This window comes from Thermodesulfobacteriota bacterium (genome assembly GCA_040758155.1).
Lineage (GTDB): Bacteria > Desulfobacterota > Deferrimicrobia > Deferrimicrobiales > Deferrimicrobiaceae > UBA2219.
In genome coordinates, this window is record JBFLWB010000144.1 from 14139 (window position 1) to 28960 (window position 14822).

The 14822-nt window shown below is 68.2% G+C and carries 14 protein-coding genes; 10 read left to right on the forward strand and 4 right to left on the reverse strand.

The genetic code is table 11. From position 1 onward, the window contains the following. The first annotated feature begins 32 nt into the window (after positions 1 to 32). From lpxC to AB1346_10000, 7 genes are read left to right on the forward strand one after another with little or no spacing between them, the layout of a single operon-like run. The gene (gene lpxC, locus AB1346_09970; GenBank protein ID MEW6720761.1) at positions 33 to 1337 is read left to right on the forward strand and encodes a UDP-3-O-acyl-N-acetylglucosamine deacetylase; all 1305 of its coding nucleotides are present in this window, start codon (positions 33 to 35) and stop codon (positions 1335 to 1337) included. 29 nt (positions 1338 to 1366) lie between these two features. Then, positions 1367 to 2398 (forward strand): TRAP transporter substrate-binding protein, encoded by a 1032-nt coding sequence (locus AB1346_09975; GenBank protein MEW6720762.1) that lies wholly within the window; start codon positions 1367 to 1369, stop codon positions 2396 to 2398. Between the two features lie 10 nt (positions 2399 to 2408). Then, positions 2409 to 2894: a TRAP transporter small permease gene (locus AB1346_09980; GenBank protein ID MEW6720763.1), complete on the forward strand. Its 486-nt coding sequence runs from the start codon at positions 2409 to 2411 to the stop codon at positions 2892 to 2894. After that, positions 2891 to 4195: a TRAP transporter large permease gene (locus tag AB1346_09985; protein ID MEW6720764.1), complete on the forward strand. Its 1305-nt coding sequence runs from the start codon at positions 2891 to 2893 to the stop codon at positions 4193 to 4195. Before AB1346_09980 ends, AB1346_09985 begins: the two co-directional genes overlap by 4 nt. A 17-nt stretch (positions 4196 to 4212) precedes the next feature. After that, positions 4213 to 6045 (forward strand): thiamine pyrophosphate-dependent enzyme, encoded by a 1833-nt coding sequence (locus tag AB1346_09990; protein MEW6720765.1) that lies wholly within the window; start codon positions 4213 to 4215, stop codon positions 6043 to 6045. Further along, positions 6042 to 6626, forward strand: coding sequence for a 2-oxoacid:acceptor oxidoreductase family protein (locus AB1346_09995; GenBank protein MEW6720766.1), 585 nt, complete (start codon positions 6042 to 6044; stop codon positions 6624 to 6626). Before AB1346_09990 ends, AB1346_09995 begins: the two co-directional genes overlap by 4 nt. A gap of 11 nt (positions 6627 to 6637) precedes the next feature. Continuing rightward, positions 6638 to 7930, forward strand: coding sequence for a phenylacetate--CoA ligase (locus AB1346_10000; protein ID MEW6720767.1), 1293 nt, complete (start codon positions 6638 to 6640; stop codon positions 7928 to 7930). 28 nt (positions 7931 to 7958) lie between these two features. On the opposite strand, the gene AB1346_10005 is transcribed toward AB1346_10000, so the two are convergent. From AB1346_10005 to AB1346_10020, 4 genes are read right to left on the reverse strand one after another with little or no spacing between them, the layout of a single operon-like run. Further along, positions 7959 to 8513, reverse strand: coding sequence for a DNA-3-methyladenine glycosylase (locus tag AB1346_10005; GenBank protein MEW6720768.1), 555 nt, complete (start codon positions 8511 to 8513; stop codon positions 7959 to 7961). Continuing rightward, on the reverse strand, positions 8510 to 9292 hold the full coding sequence (locus AB1346_10010) for an acyl-CoA dehydratase activase (protein MEW6720769.1): 783 nt from the start codon (positions 9290 to 9292) through the stop codon (positions 8510 to 8512). The genes AB1346_10005 and AB1346_10010 overlap by 4 nt, the downstream gene beginning before the upstream one ends. Further along, complete coding sequence (locus tag AB1346_10015; GenBank protein ID MEW6720770.1) at positions 9289 to 10560, reverse strand: 2-hydroxyacyl-CoA dehydratase family protein; 1272 nt, start codon at positions 10558 to 10560, stop codon at positions 9289 to 9291. The genes AB1346_10010 and AB1346_10015 overlap by 4 nt, the downstream gene beginning before the upstream one ends. Before the next feature lie 50 nt (positions 10561 to 10610). Next, positions 10611 to 11705, reverse strand: coding sequence for a 2-hydroxyacyl-CoA dehydratase family protein (locus tag AB1346_10020; protein MEW6720771.1), 1095 nt, complete (start codon positions 11703 to 11705; stop codon positions 10611 to 10613). A 103-nt stretch (positions 11706 to 11808) separates the two neighbouring features. Here AB1346_10020 and AB1346_10025 point away from each other — a divergent pair, with 103 nt between their 5' ends. Genes AB1346_10025 through AB1346_10035 form a run of 3 tightly spaced genes read left to right on the forward strand, consistent with a single transcriptional unit; the run spans position 11809 to position 14821 of the window. Continuing rightward, on the forward strand, positions 11809 to 12630 hold the full coding sequence (locus AB1346_10025; GenBank protein MEW6720772.1) for a DUF4412 domain-containing protein: 822 nt from the start codon (positions 11809 to 11811) through the stop codon (positions 12628 to 12630). 20 nt (positions 12631 to 12650) lie between these two features. Then, positions 12651 to 13460: a serine hydrolase gene (locus AB1346_10030; GenBank protein ID MEW6720773.1), complete on the forward strand. Its 810-nt coding sequence runs from the start codon at positions 12651 to 12653 to the stop codon at positions 13458 to 13460. After that, positions 13457 to 14821 carry a tetratricopeptide repeat protein gene (locus AB1346_10035; protein ID MEW6720774.1) on the forward strand — a complete coding sequence of 455 codons (1365 nt, stop codon included), beginning with the start codon at positions 13457 to 13459 and terminating at the stop codon, positions 14819 to 14821. The genes AB1346_10030 and AB1346_10035 overlap by 4 nt, the downstream gene beginning before the upstream one ends. Position 14822: the final 1 nt, after the last annotated feature.

The window sequence follows — 14822 nt, forward strand, 5'->3', positions numbered from 1 at the left end:
CTTATAATTTGGTTGACCGAGGAGGGCTTGGCATGTCCGGAACCGGACCGATCCTGATCGTCGACGACGAAGCGAGCATCCGGCAGTCGCTGGAAGGCGTCCTGGCCGACGAGGGATATTCCTGCATCCTGGCGGGGGACGGGGCCGAGGCGATAGCGCGGCTCCGGGATTCGCGGCCGGCGCTCGTGCTTCTCGATATCTGGATGCCGGGCATGGACGGCCTCGAGACGTTGCGCCGGATCAAGGAGGAGAGCCCCCGCACCCCCGTCGTCATGATGAGCGGGCACGCGACGATCTCGACCGCGATCCGCGCCACGAAGGACGGCGCCGCCGATTTCATCGAGAAGCCGCTGGAGATCGAGACGGTGCTGAACGCCATCCGCCGCGCGCTCGGGTCCGGCGAGGGCGCGGCGGAAGCGGGCGGGGGAGAGGCCTCCGTGCCGGCCGGCCTTCACGATGCAGCCGAGCTTCCCGAGCTGAAGACCGTGGTGTTCGCGAAGCAGGCGCTTCCCGGCGACCGGATGCCGCAGAGGACGCTCGCCCGCGGGGCGGTGATGTACGGGCAGGGGCTCCACTCGGGGAAGAAGAGCGGGCTGATCTTCGAGCCGCTCGGGCCCGGATCCGGGATCCATTTCGCCGGCGTCTCGGACAACCGGCCGATCCCGGCGCACATCGATTTCGTCGGGTCGACCGGATGGGCCACGACGATCCGCCTCGGGACCACCCAGGCGGCCACCATCGAGCACGTCATGTCCGCGCTGAACGCGTACGGGATCTCCAACCTGCTCGTCAAGTGCGACGGGGAGGTTCCGGTCCTGGACGGCTCCGCCGTCGAGATCTGCAACCTGATCGAGGAAGTCGGAATGGTGGAGCAGAAGGGGGACTGGCGGCGGATCGCGCTTTCGGAGCCGATCCAGGTCGATTCGGGGAAGGCGTCGATCCGGCTGGAGCCGTTCGACGGGTTCGAGATCGATTACACGCTCGAGTACCCCGCGCCCGTCGGGAAGCAGCGCTTCGTATTCCGCCTCGGCGACCCGTCGGACTTCCGCAGGGAGATCGCCCCGGCCCGGACCTTCGGATTCGCCAGGGACATCGGCGCGCTGCAGAAGCAGGGACTTGCGCTGGGAGGCCGCTTCGACAACTTCGTCCTGTTCGGGGACGAGGGGCCGATCAACGGAGCGCTCCGGTTTCCGGACGAGCCCGTCCGCCACAAGATCCTCGACGCGTTCGGCGACTTCTACCTCCTCGGGCGGCGCCTCCAGGCGAGGGTGATCGCCCGCATGACGGGGCATTCGCACAACATCGCCCTGCTGAAGAAGGTCCGCGAGCTGATGTGACCATCAGAATACCTACCGGAGAGACAGCCATGCGAACGAGAACGCCGATTCACCTCTTCCTCGCGGCCCTTGCGGCCGGAATCCTCTGCGCGCCCGTACCCGCCTCCGCCGCCGCGGACGCGCCGATCAAGCTCACCTACGCCAACTTCCCGCCCGCCCCCACCTTCCCCTGCGTGCAGATGGAGCACTGGGCGCGGGAGGTGGAGAAGCGGACCGCGGGGAAGGTGAAGGTCCAGACCTTCCCGGGCGGGACGCTTCTCCCCGCGAAGAACATCCTGGACGGCGTCATATCCGGCCTCGCCGACATCGGGAACTTCGCCATGAGCTACCAACCGGGCCGGTTTCCCTTGTCCGAGGCCATCGACCTCCCGCTGGGGTTCACGAGCTCCCGGGTCGCCAGCCTGACGCTTTACGACCTCATGGAGAAATACAAGCCGAAGGAATTCGACCAGGTGAAGATCCTGGCGCTCTTCACCTGCCCCCCGACCAACTTCATGACCCGGACCCCCGTGAAATCGCTCGCCGACCTCAAGGGGATGGAGCTCCGGGTGGCGGGGACCTCCGCGGAGATCGTCAAGCGGCTCGGCGGGATCCCGGTCGCCATGCCGCAGTCCGAGACCCCCGAGGCGATCCAGAAGGGGGTGGTGAAGGGGATCGTCTCCTCCATGGAGATCCTCCAGGACTTCAAGTTCGCGGCCTATACGCCCAACGCCACCGTCGCCAACCTGCCCGTGGTCTCCTTCGCGGTCGTGATGAACAAGCAGAAGTGGGACTCTCTGCCGGCCGACGTGAAAAAGGTCCTGGACGACATGCGGCGGGAACACTCCCTTTGGACCGGGAACTACGTCGACGGCCACGTGGAGGAGGCGCTGGGCTGGTCGAAGAAGAGCTACGGGCTCCAGGTCCACACCCTTCCCGCGAGCGAGGCCGAGACCGTGAAGGGGCTGCTCCGGCCGCTGACCGAAGATTACATCAAGCGGGTTACCGCCCTCGGCCTGCCCGGCGATCAGATCGTCGCCGACGCGCTGGCGCTGAAGAAGAAGCACGAGCTGCAGAAATAGCGGATCCGCAATGGGACTGGAAAGGCTGACGGAGCTGCTCCGGCGGGGGCTGATGTACCTCGCCGGAGCAGCGCTGCTGGGGGTCACGCTGCTGGCGACGGCCAACGTCGTCCTGCGGATCTTCCGGGTCCCCGTGGGCGGCGCCTACGAGGTCGTCTCCTTCCTCGGGGCGCTCGTCACGGCCGGCGCGCTCGGCTACACCCAGAAGCGCAGGCACCACATCGTGGTGGACATCCTCTCGGACCGGTATCCTCCCGCGCTCAAGCGCGTCGTCGACCGGGTAAGCCAAGCCGCCATGCTCCTCCTGTTCGCCGTCGTCTCCTGGCAGACGGCGGCCTACGGGGTGCGGCTGATCCGGGTGGGGGAGCTCTCGGAGACGCTGAAGTTCCCGTTCCACCCCTTCGTGTTCCTCGTCGCCCTGGGTTTCGCCGTCCTCGCGCTGACGATCTTCCTCGATCTCGTGGAGTCCTTCTGGGCAGAGGAGGAGAAGCGTTGAGCGGTCCCGCCATCGGCCTGCTGGGGATCGGGGCGATGTTCCTCATCCTGTTCCTCCTGCGCATCCCCGCGGCATTCACCATGATGCTCGTGGGCTCCGCGGGGATCGCCCTGATGACCTCGTTCGACGCGGCGTGCGCGATCGTAGGGACGGAGATGTGGAACATCTTCTCGAACTACGGGCTGACGGTGATCCCGCTGTTCATCCTGGTGGGGGAGATCGTCCACTACGCCGGCTACAACTTCAGCGTCTACGACGCGACGTACAAATGGTTCGGGCACTTCCGGGGCGGGCTCGCCATGACCACGATCATGGCATCGGCGGCCTTCTCGGCCATCTCGGGGTCCAACACGGCGACGGCGGCCACGATGAGCGCGGTCGCGATCCCCGCGATGAAGGAGTACAAGTACCACCCGCTGCTCAACGCCGGCGCGGTCTCCGCGGGCGCGACGCTCGGCGTCCTGATCCCGCCCTCGCTCGTCCTCGTCGTGTACGGGCTCTACACGGGGCAGTCCATCGGGAAGCTGTTCTTCGGCAACATCATCCCCAGCGTCATCTTGACGCTGGCCATCCTCGGCACGGTGGTTTGGATCTGCCGCATCCATCCCGACTGGGGCGCGGCGGGGCCGCGGTTCGGATGGAAGGAGCGGCTGAAGGCGCTGCCGGAGGCGGCCGACATCCTCGTCCTCTTCGGGATCATCATGTACGCGATGTTCACCGGGGTCGTCACCGCGACGGAGGCGGCCGCCGTGAGCTGCTTCCTCGGATATGCGATATGCCTTGCGAGACGCAAACTTACATGGAAGAAGTTCATCGATTCCATGAAGGACACCCTGCGGATCTCCTGCATGGTCTTCATGATCGTGGCGGGCGCGGTGGTCTTCGCGCGCTTCCTGACGCTGACCCGCCTGCCGTTCGAGATCGCGGAGTGGATCGGAACGCTCGCCCTCCCCCGGTGGATGGTCCTGTGGGTGATCCTCGGATGCTACATCCTGGGCGGCTGCGTCATGGACGCCCTTGCGTTCCTCCTCGTGTCGCTGCCGATCTTCTACCCGCTGGTCGTCCAGCTCGGCTACGACCCGATCTGGTTCGGGCAGGCGGTGACGATCGTCACCACGATGGGCGCCATCATGCCTCCCATCGGGATCTGCTGCTACGTCGTCTCCGGGATGTCCGGCATACCGTTATCGACCGTCTTCCGCGGCTCCTTCTACTATTTCCCCGCCTACATCGTCTCCATCGTCATCCTCATGATCTCCCCGTACTGGACGGTGCTCGTGCTGTCCGACATGGTGCGGTGACGGGAGTACGCGGCTCCATGAACCGTCCGATGCTCATGCTGGGAAACGAAGCGATCGCGCTCGCGCTGATCGAGAACGGCTGCCGGGTCGCCGCGTCGTACCCGGGGACGCCCGCATCCGAGATCCTCTCCGCCGTGGCGAAGCTGCGCAACGATCGCGGGATCCCGATGCACGCGGAATGGTCGGTGAACGAGAAGGTCGCCTTCGAGATCGCCTACACCGCGAGCGTCGCGGGGCTGCGCGCGGCGGCGGGCATGAAGCAGGTGGGGCTGAACGTGGCGTCCGACCCGCTGATGAGCGCCGTCTACTCGGGCGTGAAGGGCGGCTTCCTCGTCATCTCCGCGGACGACCCCGGTCCGCACTCCTCACAGACCGAGCAGGACAGCCGGCTCATGGCGATGGTCGCCAAGCTCCCCGTGCTCGACCCCGATTCCCCCGCCCATGCCCGGGATCTGGTGGCGCTCGGGTATGAGCTGTCGGAAAAGTTCGAGATCCCCGTGATGCTCCGCCCCACGACGCGTGTGTGCCACGCGTGCCAGGACATCCTGCCCGGCGATTCCGTTCCTCCGGCGGGAGAGGCCGATTTCCGGAAATCTCCCTCCCGCTGGGCGGCCACGCCGGTCTTCCGCAACCTGCTTCACAAAGAGCTGACCACGAAGCTGGCAGAGATCGCCGGGTGGGCGCCGACCGCTCCGATCCGATGGAATCCGGACGCGTCGGGGACGCGAGCCGTTGTCGCCTCCGGCGTCGCCGCGGCCCACGCTCGGGAGGTCCTGGAAGGGCTCGGGCTGTGGGGGAGCGTGCCCTTTTACCAGGTGCTCCAGCCGTTTCCTCTGCATGCCGACTTCGTGTCCCACGTCCTTGGAAGCTACGGGGAGATCCTCGTGCTCGAGGAGACGGCAGCGGTCATCGAGATGCAGCTTCTCGACCGGGGGCGCGTCAGGGGGAAGGCGACCGGCGCTGTGCCCGAGGCGGGGGAGCTGCTGCCGGAGGAGATCGAGCGCATCGTCTCGGAGTTCGCCGGGATCGGGGCGGGAAAACCCGCGGAGAGGGGTGCGCCTCCGCCGGGCCGCCGTCCCACCCTGTGCGCGGGATGCCCGCACCGCGCGAGCTTCTACGCGATCCGGCGCGCCGCCCCCAACGGGATCTACCCGAGCGACATCGGCTGCTACACGCTGGGGCTGAACCTGGGGGCGGTCGACACGGTCCTGTGCATGGGTGCGGCGGTCGGCCAGGCAGCGGGCTTTTACCAGGCATACCGGCTCGGCGGGAAGACGGTCGACATCGTCGCGACGATCGGCGACTCCACCTTCTTCCACGCGGGGATCCCCGGGCTGATCGACGCGGCGGTACAGAAGGCGAAGTTCGTCCTCGTGATCCTCGACAACGCGATGGCGGCCATGACGGGAGCGCAGCCCACGCCGGCTACCGGGTGCGGGGCGATGGGCGAGCCGACCGGTATCGTCGACATGGAGGCGCTCGTCCGCGCCTGCGGCGCCGGCTTCTGCAAGGTGGGAACGCCGTCCCGGTTCGACGAGTTCGTCGCCCTCCTCAAGGAGGCGCTCGCGTACAGCCGCGAGAACGGCCCGGCCGTGGTGATCGCCCGGGAGCCGTGCGTGATGTCGCTTGGGGGGAAGGCGCGAGCGGATGCCCCGAAGGCGGTCGTCACCGACGCGTGCGCCGGCTGCCGGCACTGCGTAGACCGGTACGAGTGCCCGGCGATCGTCTTCGACGAGGATGGGAAGCGCGCCTGCATCGACGGGTTCCACTGCGCGGGCTGCGGCGTCTGCCTGCACGTCTGCCCCCTGGGCGCGATCCGCGCCGGCGGCGGGGAAGGGGGGGCGCCGTGAACGGGCGCGCGGTGCGGGGCGGGGATGTCCGTCAGCAGATCCTCGTCAGCGGCGTGGGGGGGCAGGGGGTGCTCTTCGTTTCCCGGCTCCTGGCCGAGGCGGCCATCTGCCGCGGGATGAGCGTCCTGACGTCCGAGATCCACGGCATGGCGCAGCGGGGCGGGACGGTGGTGTCCCACGTGAAGGTGGGCGGCTTCCCGGGTCCCCTGATCCGCGAGGGGAAGGCCGACGGCATCGTCGTGCTCCGGGAGGAGAACCTTCCCGCCCACCGGCGCTTCCTGTCTCCTTCCGGGTGGGCCGCGGTGAATTCCACGGCCCCGGGGGCGGCTCCCCCCGATCCCCGCGTCCTTTTCGTCGACGCCGGGGGGATCGCGGTGAAGGCGGGGATGCCGAAAGGGATCAACCTGGTCCTGATCGGGTATCTTCTCGCGCGGCTCGATTCCGCGGGAGAGGGGGGGCGGATCTTCTGCGAACCGGAAGACATCCGGGAGGCGCTGGGCGCCCGCTTCGCGCGGAATCCCCGCGTCCTAGAGGAGTCCCTGGCGGCGTTCGCGCTGGGAATACGTCACGGTAGGGAATGAGGTATCAAGCCATGCTCAAAAGATTCCCCCCGAAATACTCATCCGTCGACGCGCTTCCCGGCTACCAGCTCCGGGGGCTCCAATGGACGGTGTCGCACGCCTTCCGGCACTCCCCCTTCTACCGCCAGCGCCTCGAAGCGGCGGGGGTGACGCCCGGAGACATCCGCTCGCTCGACGACATCCGGCGGCTCCCCTTCACGACGGCGGACGACCTGAGGGAGGGGTACCCGCTGCCGCTTTTGTCGGTCGATCCGAAGGAGATCGTGCGGATCCATTCCTCCTCGGGGACCACGGGGAAGCGGAAGGTCCTTTGCTACACGCAGAAAGACGTCTCCGACTGGGGCTGCATGTTCGCCCGCTGCTTCGAGATGGCGGGGCTCACGCAGGAGGACCGTGTTCAGATCTGCGTGGGGTACGGGCTCTGGACGGCCGGGGCGGGCTTCCAGGCGGGAGTGGAGAAGTTCGGCGCGATGGCCATCCCCGTGGGGCCGGGGAACCTCGACCTGCAGTGCACCTTCCTGCTCGATCTGCGGTCGACCGTCCTCTGCTGCACCGCCTCCATGGGGCTGCTGCTGGCGGAGGAGGTGCACCGGCGGGGGATCCGCGGCCTGCTCAAACTGAAGAAGGTCATCCTCGGGGCGGAGCGGACCAGCGACGCGATGATCGCGACGATCAAGGCGCTGCTGGGCGTCCGGGAGGTGTACGACATCCCGGGGCTCACGGAGCTGTACGGCCCCGGGACGGGACTGTCGTGCCGCCACGAGTCGGGGATCCACTACTGGGCCGACTACTACATCCTCGAGCTGCTCGACCCGGAAACGCTGGAGCCGGTCAAGCCCGGCGAGATCGGGGAGATGGTGTTCACCACGCTCGGCAAGGAAGGGTCGCCCCTCATCCGGTACCGGTCGCGCGACCTGACGCGGACGGTCGAGGGCGTCTGCCAGTGCGGCTGCATCCTGCCGCGGCACGACAAGATCCTCGGCCGCTCCGACGACATGATCGTCTTCCGGGGAGTCAACGTGTATCCCGGGCAGCTCGACGAGGTGCTCTCAAGGATCGACGGGGCCGGAAGCGAGTTCCAGGCGCACATCGAGCGGCGGGAGGACGGGAAGGACTACATGACCATCAAGGTGGAGCGGGGGGCCCACATGGGCGAGGGCGCCGACGGCCCCATCGCCTCCGCGATCGCCGGGGAGATCAAGCACAACCTGATGGTATCGTGCAACGTGCAGGTCGTCCCGTACGGGTCGCTCCCGAGGTCCGAGAAGAAGACCCGGAGGGTGTTCGACAGCCGCGTGTTCTGAGGGGGCATCCGCGCTCCGGAGGCGGACTTTACGGTTTCGAGACGAACGGATTCCCTCTGATGTAGAACCGCAGGAGCCGGCCGGCCCAACGGCGGCCGGCGTAGTCGACGCCGACCCGGGGCCTCTTCACGATCGCGGCGGGGGAGGCGCCGGGCTCCTCCGCGATGAAAAAACCGTCGCCCGTCAGGTCGTGCGCGTTCAGGCGCCGGTCGATCCCCATCGCCTTGCACAACCGGCCCGGCCCGTTCGTGGCGGCGTCGACGTTCGCCACCGGTTCGAGGGCGCGCAGCAATACGGCCGAGGCGTGCCCTTCGCCCTCCGTGACCACGTTCATGCAATGGTACATGCCGTACACAAGGTAGATGTACGCGTGTCCCGGCGGCCCGAACATGACCCGGGTCCGCCCCGTCATCCCCTTCGACGAATGGCAGGCGAGGTCGTGCGGCCCGACGTACGCCTCGACCTCCACGATCCGCGCGACCCGGTCCTTTCCGTCAACGTTGTGGACGAGCAGCTTCCCGAGCAGCTCCTGGGCGACTTCCACGGTGTTCCTGTCGTAGAAGGAGCGGGGGAGCTTCTTCACGTCCGCGGAGCCTCCGCCTCCAGTGCCGACAGCGCGGCGCCGAGGGCGCCGACGAGCTGCGGGTCGGGGACCACGGCAACAGGCGCGCCCAGCGCCTGCGACAGGGCGTCCACCATCGCCGGGTTCAGCGCGACGCCGCCGCTCATGAACACCCTGGCCCCCGCGGGGACCGGGCCGACCAGCGAAGCCACCCGGCTCGCAAGCGCCGCGTGCAGCCCCTTGACGATGTCCTCCACCGGCTCTCCGCGCGCGACAAGGGAGACGACTTCGCTCTCCGCGAAGACGGTGCAGGTGCTGGTCACAGGGACCGTGCGGGAGGCGCGCGCGACGTATTGCGCCACCTCGCCCGGCGGCACCCGGAGCCGCGCCAGGACGACTTCCAGGAAGCGGCCGGTTCCGGCGGCGCACTTGTCGTTCATCGCGAAGTCGAGGACGGTTCCGCCCGGCCCGACGCGGACGACCTTCGTGTCCTGCCCGCCGACGTCCACCAGGATGCCGGGCTCCCGGGTCCGGAAGAAGGCGCCCCGGGCGTGGCAGGTGATCTCGGTGAGCGCCCGGGTTGCGGCGACGCGTCTGCGGCCGTAGCCCGTCGCGCCGACGGGAACCGCAGGAACGCCGCCTTCCGCGCCGAGGGAGGCGAGCGCCCGTGCCGCCTGCTCCTCGATGCGGGGGTCGGCCGGCTCGAGGAAGGAGGCGACGATCCGTCCTTCGCCGTCGATGGCGACCGCCTTGAAGGTCGTGCTGCCGGCGTCGACGCCGACGGATGCGGGAGCGCTCATTCGAACCCCTCCATGAAGGCCTGCAGGCGGTGATCGGCCTGTTCCTCCGACCAGGCGCGCGGATCCGCGTGGTCCGCCTCCAGCAGCAGCGCCCGGACCCCCGCCTCCGAGACGAGGCGTCTCTGGAGGTCCACCTGGCCGATCGAGTACGGCTTGCACGAGCGGTCGCTGTGAAGGATCGCGCCGGCAGCGCCGTACTCCCGGCAAAGCCGCTTCATGAGGGCGAGCCGGTACGGAAGGTCCCGGTTGAGGAACACGTGCAGATAGGCGCGCGCCATGGAACCTTCGGGATCGGAGGGATCGACCAGGGCGCCGGCATCGGCCCAGGCGCTCGTGTAGGTGGAGCAGACGATGTTGAACCCGTTTTCCGCAAGCCGGGTGGAAAGCTCGCGGAGCCGGAACCACACGGGCAGGTTGTCCCAGAGCAGTCGCACCCGCTCGTCCGCGATGCCGCCCACGCCGCGCGCGGCGCGGTCCTTCAGCTCGTCCCGGAGCATCCGGTAATAGCGGTTGCACTCGGCGGTGCCGCGGATGGCGACGATCGGGGCCAGGTGGAAGAACGCGTCGAACCCGGTCCATGGGGACGGCCTCGCCCGACCGGCCTCCAGGCACTCCCCCCAGAGCAGCGAGCCTTCGCGGGAGCGGCGCAGCGTTTCGGCCAGCGCTTCCCGGTCCAGCCTGCGGCGAGCGATCCGTTCCGCCGTCGCGGCGAGCTCCAGAAGCTGCTCCGCGACGTAGTCCAGGTGACGCGGCTTCGCCTCGCCGTACAGGAATGGGGCATCGATGACGACGAGTGGGACGCGGAAGCGGTCCGCGAGGGCTCGGTACCAGTAAAGGACCGTCTGGCAGATGTTCGTGCAGCAGCAGAGCAGGTCGGGGCGGGGGAGGCGCCCCACGGGGGTCGTCCCCGTGACGGCGCAGCCGATGTCGGCGCGCGCGTAGCCGCAGAGGTCCCTCGAATAGCCGAGCCGCTCCACCGCCGCGGAAAGGTCCGGGACCATGCGCTTCACCGAGCAGATCGCGGCGTGGTTTTCAGGGTAGACCGTATGGAATCCGAGCGCCCGCAGAATCTCGACGGGGAAGCCGGAGGTGACCCAGGCGACCGGAACGGCGCCGTCGGCGTACCGGCCCGCAAGGTAATGGAGGGAGGTCAGCTCCTTCAGCTTGCGCGTGGATTCCAGGGGGGGGCCGAAGGGACCGGTCGGACGTGTCCTACCCTTGCGCCCCGCGCGCGCACGGATCCGCGAAACCGCGGAGACCGCGGACAAGGCCGCTCCACCGTATCGCGCCAGTGCTTCATATTGAATCCTTCGTAATATCAATTTGATGGATACCTATATTTTAAGTTCTCCACGAATGCTTCCAGTCGGGTGGCTGCCTGTGCGGGCATCTCCTTTTCCAGCCCGGTTTCCAGCAGCAGCACAGGCGCGCCGAGACCGGCGAACCGCTGCAGGATCGCGGGGACGTCGAAGCTTTCAGGCTCGCAGAATTTCGGGATGTGAACGACAAGCCCCGCGGAACCCGACCGCCGATACAGCCCCTCCAGGTAAGCCATCCTGCGCACCAGGTCCGCAGAGCGGGTCGGGCAGGGAGGCAGCCGGAACGGAAGGACGGAAAGCCGGTCGAGCGGGTCCGCGTCCTCATCTTCCGAAGGAAGGGGGATTCGTCGCCCGATCGCGGCGTAATCGTCGGCGGCCACGTAGGCGCCCGCGGCGTCCAGAAGATCGAAGAGGGTCATGGGCTCCGGAACATAACCGGTGACCATCAGGGGGATCCCGCTCCTGCGGCGCCCTTCGCGGATCCCGCGCACGGCGTCCTCCAGCTCCGCGAGGTGATCTTCGGGCCAGAGATATTCGCCCCGGCGGAGCAGGCGGTACAAAGCGCCGTCGTCCGTCTCGAGATATGCGCGCCGGGACAGCAGCGTCCCGCGTAGACGGTCGATCTTGGCTTGAAGCGCTATCGCCTCCCGGAGCCGGCCGGCATCCGGCGGTTTGCCGGTCAGGCGGGAAAGCTCCCCGGCCAGCGCCTCCAGCTCCGAGCGGACGAATTTCCTTGCGGAAGGGCGGTCCTCCCCCTTCGGGTGATGGTATCGGAACGCCGGCTTCTCCCAGCCGCCGAGGTCGGGGGCGAGGGTCGCCAGCCCCTGGAGGGCGTCGCAGGTGTGGGGGATCAGGAGCGCGTCCGCATCCTTCCCCCCGCCCGACGCGAGGAACGCGAGGGCGTTGCGCGCCACGGCGCATACGTAGCTCTGGATGCGCCCGGAATCCGGCCCGCGGGGAGGGCCGGGCGGGCCCCACAGCTCCACCGCGTGGACATCCATCGCGGTGAGCAGCTCCCGCGGGTAGAACACCGGCAGGACGATCGCGGTCTTCCTGCCGAGTTCCTTCTGCCGGGCGATGACTTCAGTTCGCATGGGCGAATTACCTCATAATCGATTATCTCCCGCAAGGGCGCCGGATGTGACCGCGCGGCACGGCTGATATATAATCCGGACATCCCAACGGGAGGGGACGGAAATGGGGAAGAGGACAGGGAAGGGGATCGTTGCTCTCGCGTTCCTGGCCGCGGCGGTTGCGGCGTTTTCGGGGGCGTCCTTCGCGGCCGGCCTCGCGCCCGCCAGCGTCGAATACTCGGCGGACCGCCATGTGACCACGGGATCGGGTGAAGCCATGACGGGGAAGGTCCACGCCGCCCCGGGGAAGGAGCGCAACGAGTTCGGGGCGGGGGCCGTCAGCATCATGCGCATGGACAAGAAGGTCATGTGGACGCTGATGCCCGATCAGAAGAAGTACATGGAGCACAAGTTCGGCGAGAGTACCGCGAAACGGGACCCGGGGAACATCCAGGATTGCGACGTGAAGCAGACGGCCGCGGGCGAGGAGACGCTCGACGGGTTCAGGACGAGGAAAAGCACGATCGAGGTTTCCTGCCCGGGCAAGGAGAAGTTCGGCGGGACGATGTGGATCACGAAGGAAAACATCGTGATGCGGATGGAGACCGACGTGAAGACCTCCGGGGCAAAGAAGGAGAAGTTCCGGATGGAGCTGAAAAACCTGAAGATCGGGAAGCAGGACCCCGCGCTGTTCGAGATCCCGAAGGGATACGAGAAGTTCGAGGTTCCCTCGATCGGGAACATCCAGCAGATGTTCCGGGACCAGGCGGCGAAGGACGAACAGCGCCGCAGGGAGCAGGAAGAGGCGAAGGCGAGGGAGAGGGAAGAAGCCGCGGCGAAGGCCCGGGAGACCGGCCGCTCCTATTCCGCGCAGCCCCGGGAGCAGACCCCGCTCGAGTCGGGCGTCGACAAGGCGAAGAAGCTCAAGAACCTGCTGGGCTGGTGATACGCGCGCCGAAGATCGTTTTGATCGCCTGCCTGCTGGCGGCGGCTTCGCCGGCCCGGGCGGGCGAAAGGCGGCCTGACCCCTTTCCGGGGGTCGCCGCCTCCTACCTGCTGAAAGTTGACGGGACGGCGGTCTGGGAGCATTCGCCGGACCGCCGCCTGCCTCCCGCGAGCCTCACGAAGATGATGACGGCGCTGCTCGTCCTGGAGCGCGGACGCCTCGGCGAGGTGGCGACGGTCAGCCGGGCGGCCGCGGCGGAGACCGGCGCGCGGATCGGCCTTAAGCCCGGCGACCGGCTGCGCGTCGCCGAGCTGCTTGCCGCGACGCTTCTGCGGTCGGCAAACGACGCCGCCCACGCCCTGGCGGAGCACGTGGACGGGACGGAAGGGCGGTTCGTGAAGCGCATGAACGCCCGGGCGGCGGCCCTCGGGATGCGCAATACCCGCTTCGCCAACGCGTCGGGGCGCCACCATCCCGGCCACTACTCGACGGCGAACGACCTCGCCCTGCTCGCGGAGGCAGCGCTCGCGGACGACCGGTTCGCGCGGCTCGTCGCGCAGGTGCGCCTCGACATCGAAAACGCCGACGGCAGCCGGACGTTTCCGCTGGAAAACGGCAACGAGATGGTGGGGCGGTACCGGGGCGCGGTCGGAGTGAAGACCGGCTACACCCGGGAGGCGGGACCTTGCCTCGTCGTTCTGGCGGAGCGCGGCCCCAACCGCGTCCTCCTCGTCCTGCTGAACGCGCCGAACCGGTGGTGGGACGCCGTCGGGATGCTGGACAACGCATTCTCCCTGGCCGCGGCGGGGGGCGCGACGCCGCGGCCATGAACCGGAAGGGATGGGCAGGAACGGCGGCGCTGTTGGGCGGCGTGGCCGTCGCGTACGCCAACTCGCTCTCCGGCTCCTTCCAGTACGACGACTTCAACGTGATCGTGGACAACCCCTCGGTCCATTCGCTCCGGGCCTGGCTTTCCGGGGCCGCCGGGGGAATCCGGCCGCTCCTGAAGCTGTCCTATGCGCTGAACCGGACCGTGGGCACGGGGCCGTTCGGATTCCACCTGGTCAACACGGCGGTGCACGCGGCGAACGTATGCCTCGTCTACGCGCTGTCACGGAGGATCCTCCCGGCGAGAAATGGAACGCAGGCCGACGGGATCGCGCCGGGCCCCTTCATCGCTGCGCTGCTGTTCGCCCTCCACCCGATCCAGACCGAAGCGGTCACTTACGTCAGCGGCCGGTCGATGTCGCTCATGGCTTTCTTCTACCTGGCAAGCCTGCTGTGCTACGTCCGCGGGGTGGAGGAGAACGACCGGGCGCGCATCTACTTCGCCTCACCGTCGCTGTTCCTCCTTGCGCTGCTGACACGGGAAACCGCGGCGACGCTCCCTGCGGCGCTACTTTTATGGGAGACCGCCGCGCCGGGACGGAGGGCGGTATTCCGGGAATCCGCGCGGAGGCAATCCGTCCACTGGGCGCTTCTCGCCTGCGCGGCGGCCTGGTTCCTGCTGCATCCCGCGTACGGGAAGATCTGGGGCGCCCGGATCGTGTCCGGCGACATGGCGGGAGCCGCGATCGCGCAGGTGCGCGGCGTATCCTACCTCCTGTCGCGTCTCGCCATGGCGCACCGGCTGAGCATCGATCCCGATATCGCGGTCCCGGGCGCATGGACGCTCCTGACCGGAGCGGAAGGGGTCCTCCTCCTGTCGCTGGCCGCGGCGGGAGTCGCCGCATGGCGCAGATTCCCGGCGGTCGCCTTCGGGATCCTGTGGTTCTTCCTGCACCTTGCGCCCGCGTATTCCTTCATCCGGCGGCTGGACGTCGCCAGCGAGCGCCACCTGTATCTCGCGTGCTGGGGAATCTTCCTGGCGGTCGGCGCGTGGGCGGGGACCTTGCGGACGGCCCATTGGGTGCCCGTTGCGGTCCTGGGCGGCATCCTGCTGACGGTCCTCACGATCGCACGGAACCACGAATACCGGTCCGAGGTCGCCCTTTGGGAAAAGGAGGTACGGCTTTTTCCCGCCAATCCCCGCGCGCGCAACAACCTCGGCTACGCGTACCAGCAGGCGGGGCGGCGGGAAGATGCGATAGGCTGTTACAGGGAGGCGCTTCGCCTCGACCCGGGCCACCGGCGCGCCCGGGGCAACCTTGCCGTCCTGACGGGGGATGCGCCGCAGGAAGGGGAATACTAGG

Bases quoted from the DNA above. Each gene is read 5' to 3' on its own strand.
- lpxC (MEW6720761.1), top strand. From the start codon at position 33: ATGTCCGGAACCGGACCGATCCTGATCGTCGACGACGAAGCGAGCATC.
- AB1346_09975 (MEW6720762.1), top strand. From the start codon at position 1,367: ATGCGAACGAGAACGCCGATTCACCTCTTCCTCGCGGCCCTTGCGGCC.
- AB1346_09980 (MEW6720763.1), top strand. From the start codon at position 2,409: ATGGGACTGGAAAGGCTGACGGAGCTGCTCCGGCGGGGGCTGATGTAC.
- AB1346_09990 (MEW6720765.1), top strand. From the start codon at position 4,213: ATGAACCGTCCGATGCTCATGCTGGGAAACGAAGCGATCGCGCTCGCG.
- AB1346_10000 (MEW6720767.1), top strand. From the start codon at position 6,638: ATGCTCAAAAGATTCCCCCCGAAATACTCATCCGTCGACGCGCTTCCC.
- AB1346_10010 (MEW6720769.1), bottom strand. From the start codon at position 9,292: ATGAGCGCTCCCGCATCCGTCGGCGTCGACGCCGGCAGCACGACCTTC.
- AB1346_10020 (MEW6720771.1), bottom strand. From the start codon at position 11,705: ATGCGAACTGAAGTCATCGCCCGGCAGAAGGAACTCGGCAGGAAGACC.
- AB1346_10025 (MEW6720772.1), top strand. From the start codon at position 11,809: ATGGGGAAGAGGACAGGGAAGGGGATCGTTGCTCTCGCGTTCCTGGCC.
- AB1346_10035 (MEW6720774.1), top strand. From the start codon at position 13,457: ATGAACCGGAAGGGATGGGCAGGAACGGCGGCGCTGTTGGGCGGCGTG.